The organism is Mesorhizobium sp. M0664 (genome assembly GCF_040320565.1).
In the GTDB taxonomy this organism is placed as follows: Bacteria; Pseudomonadota; Alphaproteobacteria; order Rhizobiales; family Rhizobiaceae; genus Mesorhizobium.
In genome coordinates this window covers 109,553-135,050 of the sequence record NZ_JAMYPW010000007.1, presented here as the reverse complement: position 1 = coordinate 135,050, position 25,498 = coordinate 109,553, and the positions used below count along the sequence as shown (strand labels likewise).

Annotated in this window: 29 protein-coding genes, 2 tRNA genes and 1 pseudogene; 14 read left to right on the top strand and 18 right to left on the bottom strand. The window is 62.3% G+C overall.

The genetic code is table 11. The features are described 5' to 3' along the window. From NKI39_RS11435 to NKI39_RS11395, 9 genes and pseudogenes are all read right to left on the bottom strand, one after another. Window positions 1–338 (bottom strand): annotated as a pseudogene (locus tag NKI39_RS11435) (IS630 family transposase); the annotation flags it as partial. 90 nt (window positions 339–428) lie between these two features. Further along, window positions 429–944, bottom strand: coding sequence for a SixA phosphatase family protein (locus NKI39_RS11430; RefSeq protein WP_352472619.1), 516 nt, complete (start codon window positions 942–944; stop codon window positions 429–431). 4 nt (window positions 945–948) lie between these two features. Next, complete coding sequence (locus NKI39_RS11425) at window positions 949–1,242, bottom strand: type II toxin-antitoxin system RelE/ParE family toxin (protein ID WP_352472620.1); 294 nt, start codon at window positions 1,240–1,242, stop codon at window positions 949–951. Further along, on the bottom strand, window positions 1,235–1,522 hold the full coding sequence (locus NKI39_RS11420; protein ID WP_352472621.1) for a type II toxin-antitoxin system ParD family antitoxin: 288 nt from the start codon (window positions 1,520–1,522) through the stop codon (window positions 1,235–1,237). Before NKI39_RS11420 ends, NKI39_RS11425 begins: the two co-directional genes overlap by 8 nt. 59 nt (window positions 1,523–1,581) lie before the next feature. Next, complete coding sequence (gene purN / locus NKI39_RS11415; RefSeq protein WP_352831850.1) at window positions 1,582–2,289, bottom strand: phosphoribosylglycinamide formyltransferase; 708 nt, start codon at window positions 2,287–2,289, stop codon at window positions 1,582–1,584. Then, on the bottom strand, window positions 2,286–3,350 hold the full coding sequence (purM, locus tag NKI39_RS11410) for a phosphoribosylformylglycinamidine cyclo-ligase (protein ID WP_352831848.1): 1,065 nt from the start codon (window positions 3,348–3,350) through the stop codon (window positions 2,286–2,288). The genes purN and purM overlap by 4 nt, the downstream gene beginning before the upstream one ends. 111 nt (window positions 3,351–3,461) lie before the next feature. Continuing rightward, a complete protein-coding gene (locus tag NKI39_RS11405) occupies window positions 3,462–3,869 on the bottom strand; it encodes a hypothetical protein (RefSeq protein ID WP_352831846.1) in 408 nt (135 codons plus the stop codon). A gap of 93 nt (window positions 3,870–3,962) precedes the next feature. After that, complete coding sequence (locus tag NKI39_RS11400; RefSeq protein WP_352541663.1) at window positions 3,963–4,604, bottom strand: Imm52 family immunity protein; 642 nt, start codon at window positions 4,602–4,604, stop codon at window positions 3,963–3,965. A gap of 135 nt (window positions 4,605–4,739) precedes the next feature. Next, on the bottom strand, window positions 4,740–5,384 hold the full coding sequence (locus NKI39_RS11395; protein WP_352541636.1) for a glutathione S-transferase family protein: 645 nt from the start codon (window positions 5,382–5,384) through the stop codon (window positions 4,740–4,742). A 201-nt stretch (window positions 5,385–5,585) separates the two neighbouring features. Between NKI39_RS11395 and NKI39_RS11390 the strand changes: the two genes are divergently transcribed. The 4 genes from NKI39_RS11390 (at window position 5,586) to NKI39_RS11375 (ending at window position 8,362) form a co-directional block, all read left to right on the top strand. Next, on the top strand, window positions 5,586–6,143 hold the full coding sequence (locus NKI39_RS11390) for a CDP-alcohol phosphatidyltransferase family protein (protein ID WP_352469229.1): 558 nt from the start codon (window positions 5,586–5,588) through the stop codon (window positions 6,141–6,143). Further along, window positions 6,115–7,311, top strand: coding sequence for an AI-2E family transporter (locus tag NKI39_RS11385; RefSeq protein WP_352831844.1), 1,197 nt, complete (start codon window positions 6,115–6,117; stop codon window positions 7,309–7,311). Before NKI39_RS11390 ends, NKI39_RS11385 begins: the two co-directional genes overlap by 29 nt. Before the next feature lie 5 nt (window positions 7,312–7,316). Beyond that, window positions 7,317–8,018 (top strand): DnaA regulatory inactivator HdaA, encoded by a 702-nt coding sequence (gene hdaA, locus NKI39_RS11380; protein WP_352680804.1) that lies wholly within the window; start codon window positions 7,317–7,319, stop codon window positions 8,016–8,018. Window positions 8,019–8,080: 62 nt separating this feature from the next. Further along, entirely contained in the window at window positions 8,081–8,362 is a 282-nt protein-coding gene (locus NKI39_RS11375; protein ID WP_352831842.1) for a hypothetical protein, read from the top strand. 207 nt (window positions 8,363–8,569) lie between these two features. On the opposite strand, the gene NKI39_RS11370 is transcribed toward NKI39_RS11375, so the two are convergent. Continuing rightward, window positions 8,570–9,571 carry a GlxA family transcriptional regulator gene (locus NKI39_RS11370; protein WP_352831841.1) on the bottom strand — a complete coding sequence of 334 codons (1,002 nt, stop codon included), beginning with the start codon at window positions 9,569–9,571 and terminating at the stop codon, window positions 8,570–8,572. A 130-nt stretch (window positions 9,572–9,701) separates the two neighbouring features. On the opposite strand from NKI39_RS11370, the gene NKI39_RS11365 reads away from it, so the two are divergent. Further along, window positions 9,702–10,529 (top strand): alpha/beta fold hydrolase, encoded by an 828-nt coding sequence (locus NKI39_RS11365; RefSeq protein ID WP_352831839.1) that lies wholly within the window; start codon window positions 9,702–9,704, stop codon window positions 10,527–10,529. 124 nt (window positions 10,530–10,653) lie between these two features. On the opposite strand, the gene NKI39_RS11360 is transcribed toward NKI39_RS11365, so the two are convergent. Beyond that, window positions 10,654–10,730, bottom strand: a tRNA-Pro gene (locus tag NKI39_RS11360). Window positions 10,731–10,890: 160 nt separating this feature from the next. On the opposite strand from NKI39_RS11360, the gene NKI39_RS11355 reads away from it, so the two are divergent. The 3 genes from NKI39_RS11355 to NKI39_RS11345 all read left to right on the top strand — a co-directional run bounded on the left by NKI39_RS11355 (window position 10,891) and on the right by NKI39_RS11345 (window position 12,603). Then, window positions 10,891–11,196 (top strand): ETC complex I subunit, encoded by a 306-nt coding sequence (locus tag NKI39_RS11355; RefSeq protein WP_023677641.1) that lies wholly within the window; start codon window positions 10,891–10,893, stop codon window positions 11,194–11,196. Between the two features lie 50 nt (window positions 11,197–11,246). Beyond that, a tRNA-Arg gene (locus NKI39_RS11350) sits at window positions 11,247–11,323 on the top strand. 59 nt (window positions 11,324–11,382) lie between these two features. Next, the gene (locus NKI39_RS11345; RefSeq protein WP_352472631.1) at window positions 11,383–12,603 is read left to right on the top strand and encodes an anion transporter; all 1,221 of its coding nucleotides are present in this window, start codon (window positions 11,383–11,385) and stop codon (window positions 12,601–12,603) included. A 107-nt stretch (window positions 12,604–12,710) separates the two neighbouring features. Here the strand turns inward: NKI39_RS11345 and NKI39_RS11340 are convergent, their stop codons facing one another. From NKI39_RS11340 to NKI39_RS11325, 4 genes are all read right to left on the bottom strand, one after another. Beyond that, on the bottom strand, window positions 12,711–13,025 hold the full coding sequence (locus NKI39_RS11340) for a cupredoxin domain-containing protein (RefSeq protein ID WP_352501888.1): 315 nt from the start codon (window positions 13,023–13,025) through the stop codon (window positions 12,711–12,713). 11 nt (window positions 13,026–13,036) lie between these two features. Continuing rightward, window positions 13,037–13,561, bottom strand: coding sequence for a DUF4142 domain-containing protein (locus tag NKI39_RS11335; RefSeq protein WP_352541632.1), 525 nt, complete (start codon window positions 13,559–13,561; stop codon window positions 13,037–13,039). Window positions 13,562–13,665: 104 nt separating this feature from the next. Further along, window positions 13,666–14,337: an RNA polymerase sigma factor gene (locus NKI39_RS11330; protein ID WP_352820251.1), complete on the bottom strand. Its 672-nt coding sequence runs from the start codon at window positions 14,335–14,337 to the stop codon at window positions 13,666–13,668. Between the two features lie 253 nt (window positions 14,338–14,590). Beyond that, the gene (locus tag NKI39_RS11325) at window positions 14,591–15,760 is read right to left on the bottom strand and encodes a cystathionine beta-lyase (protein ID WP_352684961.1); all 1,170 of its coding nucleotides are present in this window, start codon (window positions 15,758–15,760) and stop codon (window positions 14,591–14,593) included. Between the two features lie 427 nt (window positions 15,761–16,187). Between NKI39_RS11325 and NKI39_RS11320 the strand changes: the two genes are divergently transcribed. From NKI39_RS11320 to NKI39_RS11300, 5 genes are all read left to right on the top strand, one after another. After that, window positions 16,188–17,216 carry an amino acid ABC transporter substrate-binding protein gene (locus NKI39_RS11320; protein WP_254820740.1) on the top strand — a complete coding sequence of 343 codons (1,029 nt, stop codon included), beginning with the start codon at window positions 16,188–16,190 and terminating at the stop codon, window positions 17,214–17,216. A gap of 63 nt (window positions 17,217–17,279) precedes the next feature. Continuing rightward, a complete protein-coding gene (locus tag NKI39_RS11315) occupies window positions 17,280–18,467 on the top strand; it encodes an amino acid ABC transporter permease (protein ID WP_352472636.1) in 1,188 nt (395 codons plus the stop codon). A 4-nt stretch (window positions 18,468–18,471) separates the two neighbouring features. After that, window positions 18,472–19,629, top strand: a complete 1,158-nt coding sequence (locus NKI39_RS11310) for an amino acid ABC transporter permease (RefSeq protein ID WP_352771783.1) — start codon at window positions 18,472–18,474, stop codon at window positions 19,627–19,629. 69 nt (window positions 19,630–19,698) lie between these two features. After that, window positions 19,699–20,448, top strand: a complete 750-nt coding sequence (locus tag NKI39_RS11305; protein WP_031212005.1) for an amino acid ABC transporter ATP-binding protein — start codon at window positions 19,699–19,701, stop codon at window positions 20,446–20,448. Window positions 20,449–20,703: 255 nt separating this feature from the next. After that, entirely contained in the window at window positions 20,704–22,620 is a 1,917-nt protein-coding gene (locus tag NKI39_RS11300) for a multicopper oxidase domain-containing protein (RefSeq protein ID WP_352831838.1), read from the top strand. A gap of 74 nt (window positions 22,621–22,694) precedes the next feature. Here the strand turns inward: NKI39_RS11300 and NKI39_RS11295 are convergent, their stop codons facing one another. Genes NKI39_RS11295 through NKI39_RS11285 form a run of 3 tightly spaced genes read right to left on the bottom strand, consistent with a single transcriptional unit; the run spans window position 22,695 to window position 24,721 of the window. Further along, the gene (locus NKI39_RS11295) at window positions 22,695–23,408 is read right to left on the bottom strand and encodes a nickel/cobalt transporter (RefSeq protein ID WP_352831836.1); all 714 of its coding nucleotides are present in this window, start codon (window positions 23,406–23,408) and stop codon (window positions 22,695–22,697) included. Between the two features lie 30 nt (window positions 23,409–23,438). Then, entirely contained in the window at window positions 23,439–24,461 is a 1,023-nt protein-coding gene (locus NKI39_RS11290; protein ID WP_502898560.1) for a cation diffusion facilitator family transporter, read from the bottom strand. After that, on the bottom strand, window positions 24,458–24,721 hold the full coding sequence (locus NKI39_RS11285) for a metal-sensing transcriptional repressor (protein ID WP_023719742.1): 264 nt from the start codon (window positions 24,719–24,721) through the stop codon (window positions 24,458–24,460). The genes NKI39_RS11290 and NKI39_RS11285 overlap by 4 nt, the downstream gene beginning before the upstream one ends. A gap of 98 nt (window positions 24,722–24,819) precedes the next feature. Between NKI39_RS11285 and NKI39_RS11280 the strand changes: the two genes are divergently transcribed. Next, on the top strand, window positions 24,820–25,491 hold the full coding sequence (locus NKI39_RS11280) for a TIGR02117 family protein (protein ID WP_352831835.1): 672 nt from the start codon (window positions 24,820–24,822) through the stop codon (window positions 25,489–25,491). Window positions 25,492–25,498 lie beyond the last annotated feature (7 nt).

Here is a 25,498-nt window from a genome sequence, read left to right as displayed (position 1 = left end):
TTGAAGCTCAGGCCCTCGCGCCTCAAGAACATCCAGACCGCGTTGTGCGAGACCTTGACCCCGCGTGCGGCCAACTCATCCTTCAAACCGTGCAGCGTCAGATGCGGTGTCTCACGTATACGCGCCTCGATGAAGGCACGGTGCGGCTCCAGCAACCTCTTGCGATGTCCACCCATCTTGCCCGGCGCGACCGAGCCAGTCACCCGATGGCGCTGCAACAACTTCACCGCCGCCGAAACCGAAATGCCGAACCGTTTGGCGGCCGACCGGCGGCTCTCGCCACCCAAAACCGCCGCTACAACACGTTCGCGAAGATCATTGGAAAGAGGTCGGGTCATCCGATGCTGGCCTCCACTCCAGCCAGCATCTTGAATCACAAAACAGATAAATCTGGAATCCCCTTTGATTCCGTCAAAGGGGGAACCGCTCTAGCGAAGATCCTTCGGCCAAATGCAGTGCGTCAGTCGGGCGCTGCCGAAGGTGAGACCGGTCCAATCGCCGTCGACGTCGAACCGAGCCAGGCCCGCGGTGGGGTATTTTTCCGCCAGCTTCTTCAGCGCCGCTTGGTCCGATCCAGCCCCGGCAAGCCCGCGCGCGAACTCCTCCAGCCCGGGATTGTGGCCAAGCACCAGCAGCGTTCCAGTCCCCGCCTTTACTTGCCGCACCTTGGCGAGGATGTCCGCCGCCGCCGCCTCGTAGAGCGCCTGGGATAATTTGGCCTGCACCTTCGCCGGCAATTCCGCCGAGACCAGCCGCCACGTGTCGCGGGTGCGCAGCGCCGGCGACACCAGCGCCAGCTCCGGCAGCCAGCCGCGCCGGGCCAGTTCGCGCCCGACCAGTGGTGCTGCCTTCAGCCCGCGCGCGGACAGCGGCCGGTCGAAGTCGATGAGGTTGGGATCGTCCCAACTCGACTTGGCGTGACGCAGGAGCAGCAGTTGCTTCATGGATTCAAAATAAGGCCGAAGCGTCGCGTGCGCCATGCACGACGCGGACGATCTCGACGCGCTGTTCGGCCAGGCGATAAAGCACGAGATAGTTGCCGATCGTCAACGCCCGCACCTCGGCAGCGATGTCGGGCCTCTTGGGACCGGATTCCGGGAATGTGCCCAATTGCACGATGCGCTCGGCAATAGCATCCAAAAAGCGGTCCGCGGCAAGCGGGTTGTCCCTTGCAATGCCAAACCAAATATCGATCAGGTCGTCTTCTGCCGCCGGGCTGTGGACAATGCGGATGTCAGCCATTCCGCCGGTTTTTGCCGGTGTTGCCCAACCGGCCGCGGGCTTTCTGTTTTATGTCCTCGATGTCGAACGGCGCAAACGGACCGCTCTCCAGCCCTTCCGTCCAGACTTTCCGCAACCGCTCCGCTTCGGCCTCGCGCAAGGGCTGGCGAAGCCGCCATTCGCGCAGTGCCTCGCGGATCACTTCGCTTGCCGAACCGTACTGCCCGCTGGCCACCGCGCGTTTGACCATGTCCAGCAGTTCCGGGGAAAGCGCTACGCTGACTTTTTCGACTGTCGCCATCAAGCCGTCTCCTCGCGAAAACGGTAGCAAAATTTGCTACCAAATTCAAGAACTGACCCTCACGGCGTGATCCGCGCCAGGTGCTCGAGATCGGTCTCTTCGCGCAGCGGGTCGGGCGCGATCACCACCGACGTGGCGTTGTCGGCATCGTCGGCGAAGCGCGAAAACACCGTGCGGCCGCCTTCCATCCGCGCCTTGCCTTCGGCGACAAGGCCCAACGCCAGCGGATAAAGTTGGTGCTCGGCCTTGAGCACGCGCGCGGCTAGCGTGTCCTCATTGTCGCCGACCATCACCGGCACGGCGGCCTGGGCGATGATCGGCCCGTCATCCATGTCGAGCGTGACGAAATGCACCGTGCAGCCATGGATGCGCATGCCCGCGCGGAGGGCCCGCGCATGCGTATCCAGCCCCTTGAAGGCAGGCAGCAGGGCAGGGTGGATATTGATCATGCGGCCCTGCCACTTCTCTACGAAGCGCGCGCCGAGGATGCGCATATAGCCGGCCAGCGCGACGATCTCGGCGCCGAACGACAAGAGGGCCGCATCGATCGCCTCGTCATGCGCTTGCTTGCTGGCATGGTCGGAGCGCGAAATCACTCTGGTGGCGATGCCGCGCGCCGCGGCGATGCCAAGGCCGGCGGCATTGGCGCGGTCGGAGATGACGCCGACGATCTCGGCCGGATAGGCCGGGTTGCTCGCCGCCGCAACCAGCGCCGTCATGTTGGAGCCGCGCCCCGAGATCAGTACGACCGTCCGTTTCCTGGTCATAGGCCAATCGAGCCCCGATAGATGACGCCGGCATCGCGGCGCGGCACGATCTGGCCGATCGGCGTCACCGTCTCGCCGGCCTCCTGCAGAACGGCAGCGACCTGCGCCGCCTGGCCGGAGGCGACGACCAGGATCATGCCGATGCCGCAATTGAAGGTGCGCATCATCTCTTCCGGCGCGACGCCGCCGGTCTTGGCCAGCCATGAGAACACCGGCGGCACCTCGATGGCGCCGAGATCGAGCTCGGCCGAAAAATCCTTGGGCAGAACGCGCGGAATGTTTTCGGGAAAGCCGCCGCCGGTGATATGGGCCAGTGCCTTGATGCCGTGGGTATTGCGGATCGCCTTGAGGATCGACTTGACGTAGATGCGGGTCGGTTCGAGCAGCGCCTCGGCCAGCGTCGCTTCGTCATTGAACGGCGCCGGATCGTTCCAGCCAAGGCCGCTTACGGCGACGATGCGGCGGACCAGCGAAAAGCCGTTCGAATGCAGGCCCGACGAGGCGAGGCCGAGCAGTACGTCGCCCTCGACGATGTCGTCGGTCGGCAGCAGCTGGCCGCGTTCGGCGGCACCGACGGCAAAGCCGGCAAGGTCGTAATCCTTTTCGTGATACATGCCGGGCATTTCCGCCGTCTCGCCGCCGATCAGCGCGCAGCCGGCCTGCCGGCAGCCGGCAGCGATACCGCCGACGATCGAGGCACCCTGGTCGGGATCGAGCTTGCCGGTGGCGAAATAGTCGAGGAAGAACAGCGGCTCGGCGCCTTGCACGACGATGTCGTTGACGCACATGGCGACGAGGTCGATGCCGATCGTGTCGTGCTTGCCGGCGTCGATGGCGATCTTCAGCTTGGTGCCGACGCCGTCATTGGCGGCGACCAGCACCGGATCGGTGAAGCCGGCGGCCTTGAGGTCGAACAAACCGCCGAAGCCGCCGATCTCGCCATCGGCGCCCGGCCGGCGGGTTGCGCGTACCAGCGGCTTGATCTTCTCGACCATGAGATTGCCGGCGTCGATGTCGACGCCCGCTTCGGCATAGGTGAGCCCGTTCTTGCGCTTGCTCATTTCCGGCGCCTGCTCATCTGTTGCGCTTGCCTGTCGCTGTTTTCACTCGCGTGCGGGCTCTTCGCATGAACGGTTTTGCCCCGCAAGGCAAGCGCGCGATTAATGGTGTTTTCAGTTGGATGCCGCGGGAACCGGGCGCGATACACTCCAACAATAAAAAGAAATCCCTGCCAGAATTGCGGCGAGGCCTCCGACGGTGGCAAGAGACCTGATCTCACCGTTGAAGGGCAGGGTCCCATACGAGAAGCCGGCGGCGATCAACGCCGCCGCGGCAGCCCACAGACCTGGATTTGCAACGACTGATCTTGAGAAAACGAACGCGACGACAGCGGCGGTCAGCCAGAGGGGCCAAGAGACGACCACGCCCACGGCCAGCTCAAGAGCGAAGGCCCACAGGAGATCTTGCGTCGCCACGTTGCGGTGCGGGGCTCCGAAAAATGCGAAGACCAAAAGACTTTCTGTCAGTCCGGCCAGATAACAAAGCGTTACTCGCCAAGCGATTGTGATTCTCTGCGCCATCGTCATTCAGCAGTGGGGAAATAGGCTGTCGCTTCACGGGCTCTTCGCATGGGCAACAGCGTCTTGCAAGGACGGCAGCGGAATACCGGGCACTTACGTCTCTTCCAGGAAAGGCACCGCCGTTTCGTCCGTCCAGAGGCGACCGCCCTTGGGGAGGGTCTGCTGCTGTCCCATAAATCGTTCATCGTGCCCGCGTCCTCCCGGTGACTGGAAGAAGGCATATTGAACATGTCTTGGGTTCCAACGCGCCCCGGCTGGATGTCCCTCATGAACGTGCCGCCAGATCGAACCCCAACTGGGTTCCCAGATATCAATGAACTTGAGAAATAGGCCGAGCAAAACCTTTGTATTCACCGGTTCGGCTCCAGCTATGTAGCTAAACTCCAGCGAAGCATTGTTCTGGCTGTCTTCCGACAGATATTTGGACCAGGAACTGCAATGGACTGATGTGGACGCCTCTATATTTGCCTGGCGCTGGTTCCACAGCGACACATTGTATCCCAGTTCAGGAACGGGCTGTCTCGGAGGCATGTCCGTCTTGTTCCGGCCCTTTAACAGCCAGCGATGGAGAACCTCGCACGACGAGGTGTTGACCGGCTTGGAGGCGATTGCTTTTTTGAGCGATCTGCCGCGCGGGGCCCACCTCGCGAACCTGTCGTCGGCTTCGTCCAAGGCCCGGAAATGCGCCTGCAGCTGCGGGACCAGCTCTTCGGCGTCCTTTCTCCTCGCCCCCAGTAGACATAGATGTTGATCGACATGGCGTCCCCTCGAATACGGGAGACGTACCAGCTTTCTTGACTGGCGTCGCCAAAGGAGAGCGCGCGCGCTTCGGGCTCGCTTCCATTTGGTTAGTTCAATGCTGGCTAATCTTCACGCCCCCTCTGCGTTGATCGCAAATTGCGCGGCGAAAGCCCGGATATAGGCCGGCCGTGCTTCCCCGCGCGCTACATAGGCAGCCAAGTTTTGATATTCGTCCAAAATGCCTGACATTCTTAGTCGCAGCAGCACCGACACCATCAACAAATCGCCCGCGCTGAACGCATCATCGAGCCAGTCGGCGACACCCAAGTGAGCCGAGAGTTTGTCCAGCCGAGCGCGAACACGGTCCTTTACCAACGGCAAGCGCTCCTCGCTCCAAGGCTTGTCACGTTCGAATATTCTTGCCGTCGTTAATTCGAGGATCGGTGGTTCGACGGTGTTAAGTGCGGCAAACATCCACGTGATCGCGCGCGCGCGGGCATTGCGATCCTTCGGCAGCAATCCCGCATGCTGCTCAGCAAGATGAAAGACGATCGAGCCGGTCTCGAACAGCGAGAGAGAACCTTCCTCATAGGTGGGGATCTGGCCGAAGGGATGGATCGCCAGATGTTCAGGCGCCTTCATCTCTGCGAAGGAAACAAGACGAACCTCATACGGCTGCCCCACTTCTTCGAGCGCCCAGCGAACGCGCGTATCACGCGCCAGTCCCTTGCCGCCATCGGGCGATCGTTCAAATGCTGTGATAGTGATTGTCATCGCGTCCGTTTCCTTGCCTGGGCAAATTTCCTTGGCTTCCTATCGTGAGACGAATGAGCCTCCCCGAAATCGACATCTGTCTTGACCTATTTCATTGCTGGCGCCCTCGTGGGGAGATTGGCAGCTTCTGTGTCGCTTCTCACTTGCCGTAACCCTCCATCTCCATCATGTATCGGCAAACAAGAGCGACGGGATATGCGTTTGACCATCCCCAACATGATCACGATCATGCGCTTCGTGCTGGTGCCGGCGGTGGTGCTGGCCATGCTGCAGGACCGCTGGGACTGGGCCTTTGCGGGCTTCCTCATTGCCGGCATTTCCGACGGCGTCGACGGCTTCATCGCCCGCCATTTCAATCAGTTTTCCAGGCTCGGCGCCTATCTCGATCCGATGGCCGACAAGCTGCTGCTGGTCTCGGTTTTCGTGGTCCTGGGCTTCAGCGGCGAACTGCCGCTGTGGCTGGTCGTTACCATGGTGTCGCGCGACGCACTGATCGTCTGCGCCGTGCTTTTATCCACCGTCATGGCGCATCCGGTCGAGATGAAGCCGCTCCTGGTGTCGAAGGCCAACACCGCGATCCAGATCGTGCTGGCGGCAGTGGTGTTGGGCGAACTCGCCTTCGATATCCGTCTCGATCCGCTGAGGCCGGCCCTCATATTGCTGTCCGGGGTCTTGACCGTGGCTTCGGCCGCGGCCTATCTCGTGGCTTGGCTGAGGCATATGAGCGGCTATGGCGAAGGCTCCACACCCGGCACCTGACGAACGGTCCATCGACGCTGAAGCTGAGGCTGCGGCAGCGGAAGCTGCGGCATCGGCGTCGTTTCGCCGCCAGATCCGCTTCTGGCTGGTCAGCGCCATCATCCTCGCCGTCTTCCTCTATGTCTTCAGCGGCATCCTTCTGCCGTTCGTCGCCGGCATGGTGCTCGCCTATTTCCTCGACCCTGTCGCCGACCGGCTGGAGCGGCTTGGCCTGTCCAGGCTGATGGCGACGGTGGTCATCCTCATCGCCTTTATCGTCGTCCTGGTACTGGCCTTCGTCATCCTGGTTCCGGTGCTCGCCTCGCAGATGGCTGATTTCGCCAGCAAGCTGCCGGACTATCTGACCCGGCTGCAGAGCCTGATCACCAGCTTCGACCCGAAATGGCTGGAAGAAAAATTCGGCGTCGACGCCAACGGCCTGCGCGAAGGCCTGAACTCGCTGCTGACCTCCGGCTTCGGCCTCCTGACCACCGTCTTCACCTCGATCTGGAGCTCCGGCGTGGCGCTGGTCTCGGTCGTCAGCCTGTTCGTGGTGACGCCGGTCGTCGCCTTCTACATGCTGCTCGACTGGGACCGCATGGTGGCAATCGTCGACAGCTGGGTGCCGCGCGATTACGTCAAGACCGTCAGGACGATCGCCAGGGACATCAACACGGCGACCGCCGGCTTCGTGCGCGGCCAGGGCACGCTGTGCCTGGTGCTGGGCGCCATGTATGCCACCGGCCTGACGTTGACGGGCCTGAATTTCGGCATCCTCATCGGCCTGTTTGCCGGGCTGATCTCCTTCATCCCCTATGTCGGCTCGCTGACCGGCCTGGTGCTGGCCGTCGGCGTCGCCTTCGTCCAGTTCTGGCCGGACTGGACCATGATCGCGGCGGTCGCCGGCGTGTTCTTCGTCGGCCAGTTCATCGAGGGCAACATCCTGCAGCCCAGGCTGGTCGGCAAAAGCGTTGGCCTGCATCCGGTATGGCTGATGTTTGCGCTGTTTGCCTTCGGCGCGCTGTTCGGCTTCGTCGGCCTGCTGATTGCCGTGCCGGCTTCCGCCGCCGTTGCCGTTCTGGTGCGTTTCGCCATCGCCCGCTATCTCGAATCGCCGCTCTACAAGGGCCATGCCGACGAGCCGGTGCCGCCGCTGCAGGTGCGGCGCCGCGGGGGCGCGCGCGGTTGAGCCAGATGCCGGACAAGATCGATCCGCCGCGTCAATTGCCGCTCGATCTAGGCCACGGCACCGGCTATTCGCGTGACGAGCTCGTCGTCTCCAGCACCAACAGCCAGGCGGCGGCGCTTGTCGACCGCTGGCCGGACTGGCCGTCGCCGGTCGTTGTGCTGGCCGGGCCGGCCGGCTCGGGGAAAACCCATCTGGCCTCGATTTGGCGGACCCGCGCCGACGCCGTGAAAGTGGCGGCCGGCCGCATCGGCGACTGCATCGAAAACCTCGGCCCGCATCCGGCCCTGATCGACGATATCGATGCCGAACCGATCGATGAGCACGGCCTCTTCCACCTGATCAACGCGGTGCGCGGCGCCGGCTCGAGCTTGCTGTTGACGGCGCGGCGCTTCCCGTCCGCCTGGGGCGTCAGGCTGCCCGACCTGGCGTCGCGGCTGAAGGCGGCGGCGACCGTCGAGATCCACGAACCCGACGATCTTCTGCTGGCCGGCGTCATCACAAAGCTGTTCGCCGACCGCCAGGTCGAGGTCGAGCCGCATGTCGTGCAATATCTGGTGCGCCGCATCGAGCGCTCGCTGGCCACTGCCATGCGCGTGGTCGAACGGCTCGACCGCACCGCGCTCGAGCGCAAGACGCCGATCACCCGCGCCCTGGCAGCCGAGACGGTCAGCGCCATGGACGAAGGGCAGGGCGAGTTCGAGATATAGCGGGATGATCTCGTTTGGCGGGTGTGCTAATCAAGTCGATCTTTTTGACAGTAGGTATTGGAATGAGCCCGATCGTCAGACGAATCGCACTGATATGGCTTGTCTCATCGCTGTTCTGGTCGGCGATCGTGGTGAAAGAGATGTTCGATTACGCGGACTTGATGCTCAGGGCTTACAGCGAGGAGCCTGCTCATATCACCTGGCTCAGGCAAGCCTTTTCGGAGTTTTGGCCAGCTATTCCCTGGGGCTCGGCCGTGATCCTGGTCGTGGAAGTCGGAGGCGCATTACTGCTGATTTCAGGAATTCGACTGATCCGGCACATCAGGCAAAAAGCCTCGGCGTGAACATCAGGGAGCTCACTTCCGTGTGTGTCCCATTTCGAGAAAAAAGACTGGCACCTGTCTTGCAACAAAGAGCTTGCCGGCTAATCCCGGTCCTGATTGCGTATCAAATCAGGTAGTAGGCTCGCCGGGAGATGGGTGGTTGGGGTTCTCGCCCGGCGAGCTTGCCTTTGGCAGCATCGAATCGATAGCGCCATTGCGCGGCTGGCCTCAGCTCTCTCCGCCTGCAACCACCGCTCGTTCCGTGCCAAAGCGCTTGCGATAGTCGCCGGGCACCAGGCCGGTTATCCTGGCGAATACCTTGCGGAACGAGCCGGGATCGTCATAGCCGACCTCCCAGGCGATCTGGTCGATCGCTCGCATCGTGGTTTCCAGCATCTCGCGCGCCTTGCCGACCCGCAGGTGCTGACAATATTCGGTCGGCTTGAGGCCGGTGGCGCTGCGGAAGCGCCGCAGAAAAGTCCGCTCCTCCAGCCCGGCGTGATCGGCCATGGCGCCAAGCGTCACATCGCGCGCGCCGTTCGCCTGCAGCCAGTGCTGCACCTTGAGGATCGCTTCGTCGCCGTGGGTCAGCCGCGGCGCAAACGGACTGTAAAAACGTTGCTCGCGGCCCGGCGGGTCGACCAGCATGAAACGCGCCGTGTCCATCATGACGGTCGGCCCGAGCACCCTGTCCACGAGCTTGAGGCCGAGGTCGGTCCAGGCCATGTAGCCGCCGGCGGTGATGATATCGCCATCGTCGATGACCAGCCTGTCGGCGTCGAGCAGGATGTCGGGAAAGCGTAGCGCCAGCGCGTCGCGATAAGCCCAGTGCGTCGTCGCCGCACGGCCGGACAACAGGCCGGTTTCGGCAAGCACGAAAGCGCCGGCACAGACCGAACCGAGCGTCGCGCCTGCCGTGTGGCGATCCCTGAGCCAGCCGGCATAGGGCGCGGCTGCTTCCCGAGCGATCGGATCTCCCAAGGTCGGCGGGAGGATAACCATGGCTGGTTCATTGTCGGCGCCGGGGTCGCTGTCGAAGGTGTGGACTACGGTGTGGCCCGCGTCCTCCAATTGCCAATGGCTGACGCGAAGCCTCGCCGCCTCCGGCGACAGCTCGACAGCCAGCCGGTTTGCCAGCATGAAAAGATCGGTCAGGCCGAGCACGGCCGCTTCCTGCACGCCGGGATACAAGACAAGGCCGATTTCGATCAGATCACGCGCCGCCGTCATTTGTCAGTTTTGCCACGTTGAATGTCCGTTTTGCCAATGCTCACCCTGGCCGCACTGTTATAATTTGTCCAGCTGAAGGGGCTAGAAGCTTCCCTGTTACCCCCTAACTTTTCCATCAAGGAGTAGGACGATGAGCACATTCACCACCCATGACGGCACCGAGATTTTCTACAAGGATTGGGGCAAGGGCCAGCCGATCGTGTTCCATCACGGCTGGCCGCTGAGCGGCGACGATTGGGACAACCAGATGCTGTTCTTCCTCGAAAAGGGCTACCGCGTCATCGCCCATGACCGCCGCGGCCACGGCCGCTCGTCGCAGACCGCGACCGGCAACGACATGGACACCTACGCTGCCGACGTCGCGGCGCTGGCGGCGCATCTCGATCTCAGGGATGCGATCCACATCGGCCACTCGACCGGCGGCGGCGAGGTGGCGCGTTACGTCGCGCTTTATGGCAGCGGAGGCCGTGTTGCCAAGGCGGTGCTGATCGGCGCGGTGCCGCCGATCATGGTCAAGACCGATAGCAATCCGGGCGGCCTGCCGATCGAGGTCTTCGACGGCTTTCGCGCCGCTCTGGCCGCTAACCGCGCCCAGTTCTACAGGGATGTGCCGGCCGGCCCGTTTTACGGTTTTAACCGCGAGGGCGCCAAGGTCTCGCCAGGCGCTATCGACAATTGGTGGCGCCAAGGCATGATGGGTGGGGCCAAGGCCCATTACGACTGCATCAAGACCTTTTCCGAGACCGACTTCACCGACGACCTCAAGCAGATCGACGTGCCCGTCCTGATCATGCACGGCGACGACGACCAGATCGTGCCTATCGCCGACTCCGCGCTGCTTGCGGCCAAGCTGGTGAAGCACGGCACGCTCAAGGTCTACAAGGGCCTGCCGCACGGCATGTGCACCACCCATCCGGAGATCATCAATCCGGATCTGCTGGCCTTCATCCAGGGCTGACGGCTTGCATGTCGGACGGGCAGCGCGGGCTCGTGCTGTCCGTCCGTCGCTTAAACATGACCGGCGACGGCAGACACACTCGAGCGCGATCCGCTTGCGCTGCCGACGAGATTCGCTTGATGAATGGTCGGAGTGGAGAGATTCGAACTCCCGACCCTCTGGTCCCAAACCAGATGCGCTACCAGGCTGCGCTACACTCCGAACGGTCTGTTGCCTAGTGATTTCAGCCCGCCAAAGCAAGCGTAAAAAGCCATCGGCCTTGCTGCCGGCGGCATTGCGCAGTAATGACGGGCTAGTGCATGGCCAGAGAACAGTAATCTGGTCTCGGGGTCGTGTGCTTGCAACAAGCAATGAGGTGGTCATGTCAGCCCGCATTTTCAGCCCAGCCAAAACCGCGATGCAGTCCGGCAAGGCCAAGACCGGCTATTGGGTGCTGGAATTCGATCCGGAGCAGCGCAAGAAGATCGATCCGCTGATGGGCTACACCACGTCCGGCGACATGCGAAGCCAGATCAGGCTGACCTTCGACACAAGAGAAGAGGCGGTCGCCTATGCCGAGAAGGAAGGGCTGGCTTTCCGCGTTGAGGAGCCGAAGGAAATCAAGCGCCGCCAGATTTCCTATGCGGAGAATTTCCGCTATGACCGCAGGACGCCCTGGACGCATTGATCCCATACCGGCCCTGCCGGCACAATCCGCCGGTCATGCGGCCGGCCAGCGGTCCCGTAGCTCAGCTGGATAGAGCACCGGCCTTCTAAGCCGATGGTCACAGGTTCGAATCCTGTCGGGATCGCCAATATTTTCAGGGTCCATTCCGGACAGGTTCACTCGCCAGTCGCACAGGATTTCCAACACATGACAGCGATGGGCGCGGCGGCACTGCTGATCCTGGTCCTGACCTATGCCGGCGTCGCCATCGGCAGGATACCCGGGCTGCGCCTCGACCGGGCAGGGATCGCGCTGCTCGGCGGTGCGGCGATGATCGCCATCGGCGCGCTCGACATGGAGGACGCCTACCGCGCCATCAGCTTCGACACCATCACGCTTCTGCTCGGCATGATGATCGTCGTGGCGCATCTTAAAGTGTCGGGCGCCTTTCGCGCGCTCGGCGGCTTCGCCATCGAGCATGCGCATGCGCCGTTCATGCTGCTGGTGATGGTGACGCTGTTGACCGGCCTCCTGTCCGCATTCCTGGTCAACGACGCCATCTGCCTGGTCATGGCGCCGATCGTCGTCCATGTCACCCGCGTTATCAACCGCAACCCGGTTCCCTATCTGATCGCCACCGCCACCGCCTCGAATTGCGGCAGCGTCGCCACCATCACCGGCAACCCGCAGAACATGGTCATCGGCGCGCTGTCGGGGATTTCCTATCCGGCCTTCTCTGCGGCGCTGGCGCCGGTCGCGGCGTTCGGCCTCATCGCCGTCATCGTCATCATCCGCATCGTCTACCGCGCCGAATTTTCGCGCAAGGCCGAGCTCAGCCCCGAAGTCTACCGCGGCCGCATGCTGCCGGGGCAGGTGGTGAAGGCGGTGGTCGTCTGTGTCGGTTTGGCGATCGCCTTCTTCGCCGGCGTTCCAGTCGCCAAGGCAGCGCTGATCGGCGGTGCCATTCTTCTTTTGACCCGCGCCATCAAACCTGAGCGCATCTATCGCGAGATCGATGGGCCGCTGCTGTTCATGTTCGCCGGGCTGTTCATCGTCGTCGCCGGGGCGGAGAAGACGCTGCTGACGCCCGACATCGTCGCCTCGGCAAAGGACCTCGGACTGAATGATGTCTGGCGGCTGTCCGGCTTCACCGCGGTGCTGTCCAACATCATGAGCAATGTCCCGGCCGTGCTGGCGCTGAAGCCGTTCGTGCCCGGACTGGAAAACCCCGAGCGGGCCTGGCTGGTCGTCGCCATGAGCTCGACGCTGGCCGGCAATTTCACGCTGCTCGGCTCGGTCGCCAATCTGATCGTTGCCGAGCACGCGCGAATCTCCGGCAAACCGCTGGGCTTCATCGCCTTCTTCAAGGTCGGCCTGCCGTTGACGCTGGTCACGCTGCTTGTAGGGACGGCATGGCTGGCAGCCTAAAAGCGCGTCGCACTAGACCGGCCTCGTGCGGCGCGCTTCAGGCTCTTTTTTATGCATGTCGTTATCGCAAAACCGCTGCACGCTTTTGCGCGACATGCATCAGCCAGTCAGGGCGATGTCACCGTCAGATGGCCTTTCATGTTGGGATGGAAGCGGCAGAAATAATCGACCGATTCCGCCTTCTTCACCGTCAGGCTCGCCGCCTTCTTCGGCGGGATCATCACTTCCCAGGCGCCGTTGACGGTTGCCGTGTGGGCGAACACGTCCTTGTTCACCCACCTGATCGTGTCGCCGACCTTCGCCTCGATCTTTGCCGGCGAAAACACAAGCTTCTCGATCGTCACCTCGATGGTGTCGGCCTTGGCCGGCTGGGCACCCATGGCCAATGCCAGCGCAACCCACAGATGCCGCCCCGACGCCATTGGCTCGATCCTCACTTCAGCATGCCGGCGACGTGTTCGGCGTGCTGTTCGTGGCCCTGGAATATTTTCAGACCGGTTTCCAGCAGGCTCTTCAGCTCGGCATTGCTGGCCGACGGGATCAGCAGAGTTTCGAGCGCGCCATTGACCTGCTTGTGGTAGGCCACCTCGTTGGCGACATAGGCCTTGTCGAACGCCGCGCCCTTGAGCTTGGCAAGCTTGGCTCGTTCCTCGGCCGCCGCCTTGGTCAGCGCCTTGCTGGTCGGATTGTCCTCAGGCGTGACCTTGAGCTTCTTGACCAGGTCGAGAGCCTGTTTGTTGACCGCCTCGTGATCTCGCACCATGTCCTTGGCGAAATCCACGACCTCCTTGTTCTTCGATTTCTTCAGCGCCTGCTTGGCCGCCTCGACGTCAAGCACGCCTGCTGTGTAGGCGATATGTGCGATCTGCGGATCGGTCGGTTTGTCGGCAGCTTGCGACAAGGGCGCTGCGCTAAGCAGGAAAAATGCGGCCAGTGCCGTGGTCGATCGAATAAACATGATGCTCTCCTTCGCCCCGACGCGGAACTGCATCGGGCTTCGTTTTCAGTGATGCTCATTGGATGCAGGTCGCCGCCAAACGTTCCCGCGAAAATCGGCGCGACCTATCCGGAAAGACCAAGCCGCTGCATCACGGCATTGGTCAGCCGTTCGCAGCGCCGGCCCGCGAAGGGAAAGGCGTCGAGCAGCACCGGGCCGATCTGGTCGTCCAGCGCCTTGCGCACCAGCGCGCGGGCGCGGTGCAGCCGGGTCTTAATGGTTTCTGGTCGCACGCCAAGCAGTTCGGCGGTTTCTTCGATGCTCAATCCCTCGATGACGCGCGCCACGAACACCATCCGGTAGACATCGGGAAGACTGTCGGTTGCCCGTTCGACAAGCTCAAGGATCTGCCGTTGCGCCATCGTCCGCTCCGGATCGTCGCTCGGGTTGAGGGGAAACCGGATGATTTCGGCTTGCGGGTTTTCAGGCATCGCTACCATTCGCCGCCTTTTGCGCAAGCGGCCGAGCGCTTCGTTGATGACGATACGCGATAGCCACGTGGCGAGCGAGGCATCGCCGCGAAAGGCCTCGAGATGGGCAAAGGCGCTGACATAGGCCTCCTGGACGATGTCCTCGGCCTCGCTGTCGTTACGCACGACTCCTCGGGCGATGCGGTAGAGCCTTTGGTTGTGCGTCTTGATGATGGTGCGGAATGCATCGCTATCACGTGCCAGCGCGCGGCCGACAAGCTGCATGTCGCCGGAAGCGGCGGGCGTTGCCGTCAACGCAGCAGGCATGGCCGATCTCCTGATAGGCTTCTCATCGGACATTGGATGAATCGGCCGACAAAAGGTTCCCGACCGATCCGCCGGCCGGCCTCGATCCGTTTCAAGCGCCGGCAGAGGCTATTCTAACGCCTCCACCACACCGGCGTCTCTATTTTGTAGACGCCGTGTCATCGGCTGATCGGTCGCCATGACATCACTCAGGATCGCAATTTTTCCAAGCTGTTACGCCGATTTCCTGACTCAGCCTGGAAAGGTGCTTGGCTCAGGCCTGTGCGGCCGCCGCCAGCCCGCGCGCCAGGTCGGCCTTCAAATCCTCGACATCCTCGAGCCCGATCTGCAAGCGCACCAGCGGCCCGTCATACGGGCCCTTGGCGATTGTGCGGTCGCCAAGGAATACCGGCACGGCAAGGCTCTCATAGCCGCCCCAGGAATAGCCGAGGCCGAAAAACTTCAACGCGTCGAGGAAGGCGTGCTGCTGCTTCTGTCCGCCGCCCGCGAGAACGATCGAGAAGATGCCGCTCGATCCGCAAAAATCGCGCTTCCACATGGCGTGGTCGGGATGACTGGGCAGCCCGGGATGCAGCACCTGCGCTACGCCCGGCTGACCCTCGAGCCAGCCGGCGAGGGCAAGCGCGCTCTTTTGATGATGCTCCAGCCGCACACCCATCGTGCGCAGGCCGCGCAGCACCTGGTAGACGTCGTCAGGCCCGGCGCAGCAGCCCATCGTGTTGAACGTCTCGAAAAGCTGCTTCCAGCAGTCCGCATTGGCCGACACGGTGCCGAGCAGCACGTCGGAATGGCCGGCCGGGTATTTCGTCGCCGCGTGGATCGAGATGTCGACGCCATGGTCGAGCGGGCGAAAGTAGAGCGGCGTCGCCCAGGTGTTGTCCATCATGACGATGGCGCCGGCGGCATGCGCTGCCTTGGCGATGGCCGGTATGTCCTGCACCTCGAAGGTGTTGGAGGCCGGCGATTCGGTGAACACCACCTTGGTGTTGGGCTTGATCAGCGCCGCGATGCCGGCGCCGATGCGCGGTTCGTAATACTCGACCTCGATGCCCAGCCGCTTCAGCATCGTGTCGGCGAAATTGCGGGTCGGATGATAGACGGAATCGACGATCAGCAGATGATCGCCGGCCGACAGGAAGGCAAGCAGCGGCAGCACCACGGCCGCCAGGCCGGACGGCACCGCGACCGTGCCGGCGGAGCCTTCCAGCGCATCGATGGCGCTGGTCAGCGCATCGGTGGTCGGGGTGCCGCGCGTGCCGTAGGTGTATTTCTGGCTCCGCGCCGCCATTGTCGCCGCATTGGGATAGAGCACGGTCGAGGCATGCACCACCGGCGGATTGACGAAGCCGAAATAGTCATGCGGGTTGTTGCCGGAATGGGCGAGCCGTGTGTTGACGCCCATCTCGCTGTCGTCTTTTGCCATTGCTTTTCGTCCCATGGGTTGGTCGTTAGCCATAGTGCGGCGGCATTGGCCGCGCAACCGCACCGCACTCGCCAGGCCAAGGTCTTGAATATGCCAATTCAGCAACGAGCCGTGGACCTGCGGGAAGGCTGCCAAGTGCGCTTGGCAACTCACGGTCGGACTTTGCCGGCTTTATTGGCGCGCTGGCCGATTTGCGAGCGCGTTTGTCTGCAATTTCAGGCATTTCAGGCAGTTGGTTTTCAAAGTCTTTCGGATTTGGTCATTTCCCTTGACCTCACAGGAATAATCGCCTTCGATGTTGTTCGTGAATGGGAGGCAGCGCGTCGGTTACGATGCGGGATTCCGGTAATGGGCCGGGATACATAGCTGCGTTCACACGGGAAAAAGTCAGGTTCGCCTGGAAAAAACAGAAAAGGGTCTGTGGGTCATGAAACACATTGCAATCGGCGTTTTGGGCGCCGCCGCGTTTGGATTCGCGGCTTCGGCGGCTTCGGCGGCCACGCTCGACGATGTCAAAGCGAAGGGCTTCATCCAATGCGGCGTCTCGACCGGTCTGGCCGGCTTCTCGGCGCCGGACGACAAGGGTGAGTGGCAAGGCATCGACGCGGACTTCTGTCGCGCTGTGGCAGCCGCCGTGTTCGGCGATGGCACCAAGGTGAAGTTTACGCCGCTCAGCGCCAAGGAGCGGTTTACCGCTCTGCAGTCGGGCGAGATCGACATCCTGTCGCGCAATACCACCTGGACCATCAATCGCGACACCGCACTCGGCCTGAACTTCATCGGCACGACTTATTACGACGGCCAGGGCTTCATGATCAACGCCAAGAAGCTACCGGGCGTGAACTCGGCGCTGCAGCTTTCGGGCGCGGCGGTCTGCGTGCAGAGCGGCACCACGACCGAGCTCAACCTTGCCGACTATTTCAAGTCGAACAAGATGGAGTACAATCCTGTCGTCTTCGAAAAGCTGGAAGAGGTTAACGCCGCCTATGACGCCGGCCGCTGCGACGTATACACCACCGACCAGTCGGGCCTCTATGGCATCCGCCTGACGCTCGGTGCGCCGGCCGACCACGTCGTGTTGCCCGAGATCATCTCCAAGGAACCGCTTGGGCCGGCCGTACGCCAGGGCGACGACCAATGGTACCACATCGTCAAGTGGACCTATTTCGCGTTGCTCGACGCCGAGGAACTCGGCATCACCAAGGCCAATGTCGACGAGATGAAGAACTCGGACAGTCCAGAGATCAAGCGCGTGCTCGGCCAGGAAGCCGACACCAAGATCGGCACCGATCTCGGCGTCTCTAACGACTGGGTCGTCAACATCGTCAAGGCCGTCGGCAATTACGGCGAGATGTTCGAGCGTAATGTCGGCTCGGGCAGCCCGCTGAAGATCGCGCGCGGCATCAACGCGCTGTGGACCAAGGGTGGCCTGCAGTACGCTCCGCCGATCCGCTGATCGAAAATGGATCCGGAAGGCAGATCGTCTGCCTTCCGGTCTCTCTTTCCAGGGGACTGTCGAATGGCATCGCAGGAAGTTCTTCGCGAGGAGCCAAGCCGCGGTTCCTTCATCAATGATCCTCGTGTCCGCGGAATATTCTTTCAAGCGCTGGTCCTCGTCCTGCTGGTAGCGGGGGTCTGGTGGGTTACCCACAACGTCATCGTCAATCTGACGCGCTTGCACATCGCTTCCGGCTTTGGCTTCCTCAGGGGCCGCGCCGGCTTCGACATCAGCGAAAGCGCGATCGCATATTCGTCGGATTCGACCTATTTCCGAGCCATCCTGGTTGGCTTCATCAACACCGTGATCGTTGCCGTCGTCGGCATCATCACCGCCACCATTATCGGTTTCATCGTCGGCATCGGCCGGCTTTCGCGCAACTGGCTGATCAGGAAGATCTGCACGGTCTATGTCGAGGTCTTCCGCAACATCCCGCCGCTGCTGGTCATCTTCTTCTGGTATTCCGGCGTGCTCGCCGTGCTGCCGCCGCCGCGCGAGAGCATTAATTTGCCGTTCGGCTCCTTTCTCAACCAGCGCGGCTTCTATTTTCCGCGCGCTGTCTGGGGCGAGGGCTCCTGGCTGATCCTGGTCGCCCTGCTCCTCGCCCTTGCCATGGCCTGGTTCGTCGCCCGCAAGGCGCGGCAGCGGCAGATGGCGACGGGTCAGCCGTTCCCGGTGCTCTGGACATCCATAGCGTTGATCGTCGGCCTGCCGCTGCTGGCCTACGCGCTGAGCGGCTTTCCTCTGACCTTCGAATTCCCGAAACAATCGACTTTCAACCTGGTCGGTGGCTTTCAGGTCAGACCGGAGTTCCTGTCACTCTATCTGGCGTTGTCCTGCTATACGGCCGCCTTCATCGCCGAGATCGTGCGCGCCGGCATCAGGGGCGTCAGCACGGGCCAGACCGAGGCGGCCGCGGCACTCGGGCTGCGCTCGGGATCGATCCTCAGGCTTGTCGTCGTGCCGCAGGCGATGCGCATCGTTATTCCGCCGCTGACCAGCCAGTATCTGAACTTGACCAAGAACTCTTCACTCGCCATCGCCATCGGCTATCCGGACCTGACGGCGACTGCCGGCACTGTCTTGAACCAGACCGGGCAGGCGGTTGAAGGCGTGGTGATCATGATGGCTGTCTATCTCGCGCTCAGCCTGATCACGTCGGCGATCATGAACGTCGTCAATGCCAGGATGGCGCTGGTGGAGAGGTAGAGCCATGCAGGAACACGACATGTCCTGGGTCCGGACGGAGATGGCGCTGGCCCAACCGGCGCCGTCGAGCGAGCGTGGCCTCACCGCCTGGATCCGCAAGAACCTGATTGCCACCACGGGCGACACCATTCTCACCATCGTTGGCATTGCGCTGGTCGCTGTGATCCTGCCCCAAATCATCAATTGGGCCTTCATCAACGCCCAGTGGACTGGACCGGACCGCTCGGTCTGCGCCACCGTGGCGCAAGGCGGCATCCAGCCGGATGGCTGGACCGGTGCTTGCTGGGCATTCGTCAACGCCAAGTTCGGCCAGTTCATGTTCGGCACCTATCCTATCGAGGAGCGTTGGCGGCCGATCGTGGTGGCCATCCTGTTCGTGGCACTGCTGGTGCCGTTGCTCATTCCGCGCATACCGCGCAAGGGGCTGAATGCCATTCTTCTCTTTTTTGTACTGCCGGTCGTCGCCTTCGTTCTGCTGGTCGGCGGCATGTTCGGCCTGCCGCATGTCGAGACGTCGCGTTGGGGTGGACTGCTGGTGACGCTCAGCCTGTCGTTCGTCGGCATTGCCGTGTCGCTGCCGATCGGCATCGTGCTGGCGCTTGGCCGGCGCTCGAACATGCCGATAGTCAAGCTGCTGTGCGTGATCTTCATCGAGACGGTACGCGGCATCCCGCTGATTACGGTGCTGTTCTTTGCCAGCGTGATGCTGCCGCTGTTCCTGCCGGCCGGCGTCAGCTTCGACAAGTTCCTGCGCGCGCTGATCGGCGTGTCGCTGTTTGCCGCCGCCTACATGGCCGAAGTGGTGCGCGGCGGCCTGCAGGCGATCCCCAAAGGCCAGTATGAGGGCGCCGATTCGCTCGGTCTCAGCTACTGGCAGAAGATGGGCCTGGTCGTCATGCCGCAGGCGCTGAAGCTGGTCATTCCCGGCATCGTCAACACCTTCATCGGCATGTTCAAGGACACCAGCCTGGTCATCGTCATCTCCATGTTCGACCTCCTCGGCATCGTCAAGCAGAACTTCTCCGACGCGAATTGGGCGACGCCACAGACGGCCAGATCCGGCCTGGTGTTCGCGGCGTTCATCTTCTGGCTGTTCTGCTTCGGCATGTCGCGCTATTCAATGTACACGGAACGCCGTCTCGACACCGGCCACAAACGCTAAAAAGGGGACCTTGTCATGGCCATAGAAAACGCCGTCAGCGCGGAAGAGATCAAGGTCAATGCCGCCAAGATGCACATTTCCACCACCGATGTCGCCATCGACATCATCGCCATGCACAAATGGTACGGCGAATTCCATGTGCTGAAGGACATCAATCTAAAGGTGATGCGCGGCGAGCGGATCGTCATCTGCGGCCCGTCGGGCTCCGGCAAATCGACGATGATCCGCTGCATCAACCGGCTGGAGGAACACCAGAAGGGCAAGATCATAGTCGACGGCAAGGAACTGACCAACGATCTGAAGAAGATCGACGAGGTGCGTCGCGAGGTCGGCATGGTGTTCCAGCACTTCAACCTGTTCCCGCATCTGACCATTCTGGAAAATTGCACGCTGGCGCCGATCTGGGTGCGCAAGATGCCGCGGAAACAGGCCGAGGAAATCGCCATGCATTTCCTCAAGCGCGTCAAGATCCCGGAACAGGCCAACAAATATCCCGGCCAGCTTTCCGGCGGGCAGCAACAGCGCGTGGCGATCGCCCGCTCGCTGTGCATGAACCCGCGCATCATGCTGTTCGATGAGCCGACCTCGGCTCTCGATCCGGAAATGATCAAGGAAGTGCTGGAGACGATGGTCGGGCTGGCCGAGGAAGGCATGACCATGCTCTGCGTCACCCACGAAATGGGCTTTGCGCGCAAAGTCGCCAATCGGGTGATCTTCATGGATCAGGGTCAGATCGTCGAGCAGAACACGCCGGCCGAGTTCTTCGACCACCCGCGCCATGAGCGCACGAAGCTGTTCCTGTCGCAGATCCTGCACTGATCCTTACTCCGGTTCGGGACAAGACCGGCGGATCACGCCTCTCTGTCTTGCTGGCTTCGCGCGTATTCGGCGAGCGCTGACCGTGCGCTACGCGAGAAGATAGCAAGCGTGCTTCAGGCCGTTCGAGTGGTCACGTTGCAACCTGGTAACTAGCGCCGGCACGGATCATAAGCGCGCCGGCTGCGTTCATTGCCATTGGGAGTTGTATAACGAGCCGCGTGGGCGCGTGCGGCGGCAGGTCACGGGTTCATCCTGATGCTCATCCAACCGATCGATTATTTCCTCGTCGTCTGGTTCGCGCTGGCGCTGGCTTCGACGCTTTACGTCGGCTTCGACCAATATCGCAACAATCCCGAGCCGGTGGTGATGAAATGGGGCTTCATCCTGGTCACCCTCTATATGGGTCCGCTCGGCTTGCTGCTCTACGTGCTCGCCGACAAGGAGCCCCGGCCGGGCGATCATGAACTCTTCACCCGGCCGCTCTGGAAGCAGGGCGTCGGCTCCACCATCCACTGCGTCGCCGGCGATGCCACCGGCATCATTCTTGCCGCCGCCGTCACGGCGGCGCTCGGCCTGCCGATGTGGATCGACCTGATCGTCGAATATCTCGCCGGCTTTGCCTTCGGCCTGTTCATCTTCCAGTCGCTGTTCATGAAATCGATGATGGGCGGCACCTATTGGGAAAACGTACGCAAGAGCTTCCTGCCCGAGTTCATCTCCATGAACTTCATGATGGCCGGCATGGCGCCGGTCATGAGCTTCCTGATGATGGGCCGCGACATGCGCGCGATGGAACCGACGGAGCTGCTGTTCTGGGGCGTGATGTCGATCGGCGTCATCGCCGGTTTTGCGCTTGCCTATCCGGCCAATGTCTGGCTGGTCGCCCGGGGGCTGAAGCATGGGCTGATGACGCAGCGTGCGCAGGCAGCCGGCATCGATGTCCGGGAGCAGCCTGCCACGAGGCAACATGCGCAGATACAAATGCAGCAGGCCGACGCCAGCGGCCATCGCGGGCAGCACCACGATATGGTTTCCCACAAAGGCAAAGGCGGCGGCCATCACATGGAGACGGATGCCACGACGCCGCAGGTCGCTGCCCTGGGTGCCGTCTCCCTGCTGGCGCTCGCCATCGGCATGGTCGCGCCGGCGAACTGGCTGAACCTGACGCTGTCGGCACGCGATGTCGGCGGGGTGATCATGCCGCGAGGCATGATCATGGATCGCGACACGCCAGCCGATACAATGCGCGACATGGCGGCTACCGATCCACGCCTCGTGGCCGCCTCTTATGGCCTGACGGCAAGGGGCGACCAGGAACTGCCGTTTCGGATGGAGAACGGCATCAAGGTGTTCGAGCTCAGGCCTTCAGTGGTCCGCTGGCAGATCCTGCCGGACGTCGCGGTCGACGCCTATGCCTATAACGGCCAGATTCCCGGTCCGCGAATTCATATTCGCCAGGGCGATCGGGTCAGGATCAACGTCACCAACGGCCTGCCTGAGGAAACGACGGTGCATTGGCATGGCTTGATCCTGCCGAACCAGATGGATGGGCCGGCCGAGATCACGCAGCCGCCGATCGAGCCCGGGCAATCCTATTCATACGAATTCACCGCGACCCAGCACGGAACCTATTTCTATCACCCCCATGCCAAGCCGGACCGGACCCAGGCGCTCGGCCTCTACGGTGCGCTGATCATCGATCCCGCCAATCCCGCCGACGAGGTCGCGGCCGACCATGATTACGCCATCGAGCTTCAGGAATGGCTGGTGCGGGAAGGGCTGACCTACCCGTCGATGCCGATGGATGGCGGCATGCCGAATTTCTTCACCATCAACGGCAAGGCCTATCCCTCGACCGAGACGATCCCGATGAAGGTCGGCGAGACGCTCAAGGTGCGGTTCATCGGCACCAACAACGGCTTCATCCATCCGATGCATATCCATGGCGGACCGTTCGAGGTCGTTGCCCGCGACGGCGAGACGGTCCCCGCTTCGGGTCGTTTCCTTGCCGATACGATCAACGTCGGGCCGGGTCAGCGCTACGACGTAATCTGGAAGGCGCAGCGTCCGGGCAAATGGCTGATCCATTGCCACATCCCGCATCACACCACGAACAACAATGTCGAGGAAAAGGGCGGCGGCGGGCTGATGGTCGTGATCGATGTGACATGACCGGCGTCGCCTAGGCTCGTTCCAGCCGCTGCACCGGCCCGGACGCCATGCAGTGGCTGGGGCCAAATTTTCTCTCAAGCTGAGGTGATCTGCCAGACAGCGACGCCGGCAAGGGCGAGACCGGCGCCGCCCTCGATGGCCCGGGAGATGGTTTCGAACAGCCGTGGCTGGCGCGCGAAAAACTGTACAAGCCGTTCCCGAAACAGGATCGACAACACGGCGACACAGGACAGCGTCAGCGCCACGCCGACCATCATGGTGACGGCAAACAGGGCGCCCGCCGCCGGAACCCCCCTGGACATTGCGAAAGTCATCGCGAAAAGCGTCAGCGGGCATGGGATCAGGCCTGCCGTGACGCCGACAGCCTCGCCCTCGTGCCTGTGATGATGGCTGTGGCTCAACGCGCGCCAGATCATCCAGACGCCAATGAGGCCGAGCAGCCCGCGACTGATGTGCTCCAGAAGCGGAGCGCGGCCGACGCTGCCCAATGCTATTGAGACCAGTGGCAGCGAGAGAGCCGCAATCAGAACGGCAATCGTCACATGCGTGAACGATAGCGTGATAGATACGAGCAGACCACGCGAGACCTTCGCATCCGAACCGGCAAGATAAGTCGCCAGGACGGCCTTGCTGTGCCCCGGCGTCAGCGCATGGGCAGCCCCGAACACGACGCCCATCGGCAGGAAGGCCATGAACGCCAGCCAATTGCCTCCGGCCGCAAGCAGCTTGATCTGTTCGCCGAGCGTCAGATAGATCGTGCGCTGAAATTCGACGAGCGTCTGGAACATCGGACGAGACTAGCAGAAAATCGGCGAGCGTCAGTGCATGTGGCCGTGGTCGTGCGTGTGCTCGTGAGGATGGTCGTTCTCTCCACGTTCCGTTGAAAACCGCACATTCGCCTCAGCCAGGGCCGGTATATGCTGGGATAGTTCGTCCTTCAGCGCTGCGGCGATCTTGTTGGCCGCCGACAGCGGCAGGGTTTCGTCCGCGGCAATTGCGATGTCGGCGTGCAATCTATGACCGATCCAGCGCGCCTTGGCATCGACAATGCGCGCGCCCGGAACATGCTCGGCGGCATGTCGGATTTCGTCTATCACACCGGGTTCGATTCCATCCAGCATGCGGGTCAGCACCGAGCGGGCCGATTGCCAGACGATACCGAAGATCGCAATCGTGATCAGCAGGCCGACGATCGGATCGGCCAAGGAAAAGCCAAACCAGACGCCGATGGCTCCGATGACCACGGCAAGGCTGGTAAGTCCATCTGTGCGGGCGTGGTAGCCGTCGGCAATCAGTGCCGCGCTGTTGATTTCGCGGCCGACGCGGATACGGAACACGGCAACCGCCTCGTTGCCGAGGAAGCCGACAATGCCCGCCGCAGTCAGCCAGCCCAGGTGTGTCACCGCTTGTGGATTGATCAGCCTGTCGATGGCTTGGTAGGCAGCGACTACAGCGCTGAACAGGATGATGAGCACGATGATGATGCCGGCCAGATCCTCGACCCGGCCCAAGCCATACGTGAAGATCCGCGACGGCTTGCGCCGCGCCAGAACGAACGCAATCCAGAGCGGGATCGCCGTGGTCGCGTCGCCGATGTTATGGATCGTGTCGGCCAGCAATGCCACGCTCCCCGACAACGCAACCACGACCATCTGCAATGCCGCGGTGATGGCCAGGATCACGAACGACCATTTGATTGCCCAGATGCCCCGGTCGGTGGTGGCAATTGTCGCGTCGATGACGCCATGGCTGTGACCGTGCGGACCGTGATCGCCGTGATGATGTGCGGCGTGCGAGCCGAACCCGAGCCAGTCCAGAATGCGGACTACGATGGCATTCATAGATATTTCGCCAGCTGCTTGAGTTCCGCCAGCGAGTTGCCGCCGGTTTCCACGCTGTCCGTCAGGCAATGCTCGATGTGATCGTTGATCAGCTCGCGCTTGGCGCTGCTGATGGCCCTTTCGACGGCATGAAGCTGCTGCGCCAGGTCAACGCAAGGGCGATGCGCCTCGATCATCGCCAGCACCGCCGCAAGGTGGCCTTGCGCGCGCTTCAGGCGCTTTATGATGGAAGGATGCGAGGCGTGGAGGTGATCTGACATGCTTGAGCATATCCTCCCGGGGAGGATACGCGTCAAGCTCAGCTGTGCAACGTTCGGAGGGGCTTCACCTTGAGCATTGCTTGTTCTATGCCTTTCCCATGAAGAAGCTTGCCCGTTTTCTTGGCCTGCTGGTCGTTGCAGCAGTCCTTGCGGTGGCGCTGGGCACGCTGCTGCCGCGCCCGCTCTGGCCGGCGGCCGTTGCCGATCCGATCGGCACAAGCCACCGTATCCTGGTGCTGCAAAATCCGATCCACACCGACATCGCCATCCCGGTCGACGACGATGTGCGCCGGCGCTTCCATTTCCTGGTCGATGCCGGCATTCCAGCAGACGTGGCGGAGGTCCGCTACATAGTCTTCGGCTGGGGCGGCCGCGCCTTCTATCTCGAGACGCCGACCTGGTCGGAACTGAAGGCAGTGCCGGTGATGAAGGCGCTGACCGTCGATGCCTCGGTGATGCATGTCGACATTTCAGGCGAAATCGCCGAGCCGCATCCCGACGTCACCGGCTTCGACATCGGCGAGGAGCGGTTTACGGCGCTGCTCGATTACATTGCGGGAAGCTTCCGGCAGGGACCGAGCGGGGCCATGCCGATCGAGAATGCGGCGTATTCCCGTTTCGATCGTTTCTTCGAAGGCAATGGCCGTTTCAACGCGCTGGTCGGCTGCAACACCTGGGCGGCGGCGGCACTGCGCATCGCCGGGCTGCGCACCGGCTGGTGGAACCCGCTGCCGGCATCGCTCGGCCTGTCGATGCGGCTTTACAATTGACCGGGCG

Coding starts and splice junctions, on each gene's coding strand:
- purM (WP_352831848.1), bottom strand. CDS start 3,350: ATGAGCAAGCGCAAGAACGGGCTCACCTATGCCGAAGCGGGCGTCGAC.
- NKI39_RS11305 (WP_031212005.1), top strand. CDS start 19,699: ATGCACATTTCCACCACCGATGTCGCCATCGACATCATCGCCATGCAC.
- NKI39_RS11395 (WP_352541636.1), bottom strand. CDS start 5,384: ATGACAATCACTATCACAGCATTTGAACGATCGCCCGATGGCGGCAAG.
- NKI39_RS11425 (WP_352472620.1), bottom strand. CDS start 1,242: ATGGCTGACATCCGCATTGTCCACAGCCCGGCGGCAGAAGACGACCTG.
- purN (WP_352831850.1), bottom strand. CDS start 2,289: ATGACCAGGAAACGGACGGTCGTACTGATCTCGGGGCGCGGCTCCAAC.
- NKI39_RS11345 (WP_352472631.1), top strand. CDS start 11,383: ATGACAGCGATGGGCGCGGCGGCACTGCTGATCCTGGTCCTGACCTAT.
- NKI39_RS11405 (WP_352831846.1), bottom strand. CDS start 3,869: ATGGCGCAGAGAATCACAATCGCTTGGCGAGTAACGCTTTGTTATCTG.
- NKI39_RS11310 (WP_352771783.1), top strand. CDS start 18,472: ATGCAGGAACACGACATGTCCTGGGTCCGGACGGAGATGGCGCTGGCC.
- NKI39_RS11330 (WP_352820251.1), bottom strand. CDS start 14,337: ATGCCTGCTGCGTTGACGGCAACGCCCGCCGCTTCCGGCGACATGCAG.
- NKI39_RS11355 (WP_023677641.1), top strand. CDS start 10,891: ATGTCAGCCCGCATTTTCAGCCCAGCCAAAACCGCGATGCAGTCCGGC.
- NKI39_RS11335 (WP_352541632.1), bottom strand. CDS start 13,561: ATGTTTATTCGATCGACCACGGCACTGGCCGCATTTTTCCTGCTTAGC.
- NKI39_RS11320 (WP_254820740.1), top strand. CDS start 16,188: ATGAAACACATTGCAATCGGCGTTTTGGGCGCCGCCGCGTTTGGATTC.
- NKI39_RS11375 (WP_352831842.1), top strand. CDS start 8,081: ATGAGCCCGATCGTCAGACGAATCGCACTGATATGGCTTGTCTCATCG.
- NKI39_RS11280 (WP_352831835.1), top strand. CDS start 24,820: ATGAAGAAGCTTGCCCGTTTTCTTGGCCTGCTGGTCGTTGCAGCAGTC.
- NKI39_RS11300 (WP_352831838.1), top strand. CDS start 20,704: ATGCTCATCCAACCGATCGATTATTTCCTCGTCGTCTGGTTCGCGCTG.
- NKI39_RS11340 (WP_352501888.1), bottom strand. CDS start 13,025: ATGGCGTCGGGGCGGCATCTGTGGGTTGCGCTGGCATTGGCCATGGGT.
- NKI39_RS11325 (WP_352684961.1), bottom strand. CDS start 15,760: ATGGCAAAAGACGACAGCGAGATGGGCGTCAACACACGGCTCGCCCAT.
- NKI39_RS11365 (WP_352831839.1), top strand. CDS start 9,702: ATGAGCACATTCACCACCCATGACGGCACCGAGATTTTCTACAAGGAT.
- NKI39_RS11285 (WP_023719742.1), bottom strand. CDS start 24,721: ATGTCAGATCACCTCCACGCCTCGCATCCTTCCATCATAAAGCGCCTG.
- NKI39_RS11290 (WP_502898560.1), bottom strand. CDS start 24,461: ATGAATGCCATCGTAGTCCGCATTCTGGACTGGCTCGGGTTCGGCTCG.
- hdaA (WP_352680804.1), top strand. CDS start 7,317: ATGCCGGACAAGATCGATCCGCCGCGTCAATTGCCGCTCGATCTAGGC.
- NKI39_RS11430 (WP_352472619.1), bottom strand. CDS start 944: ATGAAGCAACTGCTGCTCCTGCGTCACGCCAAGTCGAGTTGGGACGAT.
- NKI39_RS11315 (WP_352472636.1), top strand. CDS start 17,280: ATGGCATCGCAGGAAGTTCTTCGCGAGGAGCCAAGCCGCGGTTCCTTC.
- NKI39_RS11420 (WP_352472621.1), bottom strand. CDS start 1,522: ATGGCGACAGTCGAAAAAGTCAGCGTAGCGCTTTCCCCGGAACTGCTG.
- NKI39_RS11370 (WP_352831841.1), bottom strand. CDS start 9,571: ATGACGGCGGCGCGTGATCTGATCGAAATCGGCCTTGTCTTGTATCCC.
- NKI39_RS11295 (WP_352831836.1), bottom strand. CDS start 23,408: ATGTTCCAGACGCTCGTCGAATTTCAGCGCACGATCTATCTGACGCTC.
- NKI39_RS11385 (WP_352831844.1), top strand. CDS start 6,115: ATGGCGAAGGCTCCACACCCGGCACCTGACGAACGGTCCATCGACGCT.